The sequence below is a fragment of the Aquiflexum lacus genome, assembly GCF_015476655.1.
Classification (GTDB): Bacteria; Bacteroidota; Bacteroidia; order Cytophagales; family Cyclobacteriaceae; genus Aquiflexum; species Aquiflexum lacus.
Window position 1 is genome coordinate 1 of record NZ_JABFHF010000089.1, and the last position, 467, is coordinate 467.

1 protein-coding gene is annotated in these 467 nt (G+C 52.0%); it reads right to left on the bottom strand.

Annotation, left to right across the window (positions count from 1 at the left end):
* The coding region (locus HMJ38_RS25155) for a LamG domain-containing protein (RefSeq protein WP_194977200.1) at positions 1 to 467 on the bottom strand (467 nt) is incomplete at both ends.

Sequence of the window (467 nt, forward strand, 5' to 3'; positions counted from 1 at the left end):
CCTTTGAACCGCTGTACTGTTCCGATGGCCCCGATGACCAGATCACCTGCGGAAGTCCCTATATTGAACGGTGCATAAGAGGCCGAAGTGTCCTCGTTACCGTTAATGAATATTTTGCTGGTATTCCCGTCAAAGGTGGCCGCTACATGGATCCATTCGCCCACATCCTGCGAATAGCTGTAATTTGACCTAAGCTTGTAGGCAGTTCCGTTATTCCCCCTGTTGAGCCTGAATTCGATCTGTCCGTTGCTGACCAGCCAGAGCTCGAATCCGTTGCCGTCTGCCTTGCTGATGACAGTTCTGTTGCCGAGCTCGGCAGGTCTGACCCAAGCTGCTAAGGTAAGCGCATTATTTATTTCAAGACTGCTGTTGTGGGTTGCCGTTGCCAGATTACCGCTCTGACCTGCCATGTCAAGTGCCAGTCCCATGACCCCCTGCGTCCATGTCACCCCAATGGTATTCTGAAT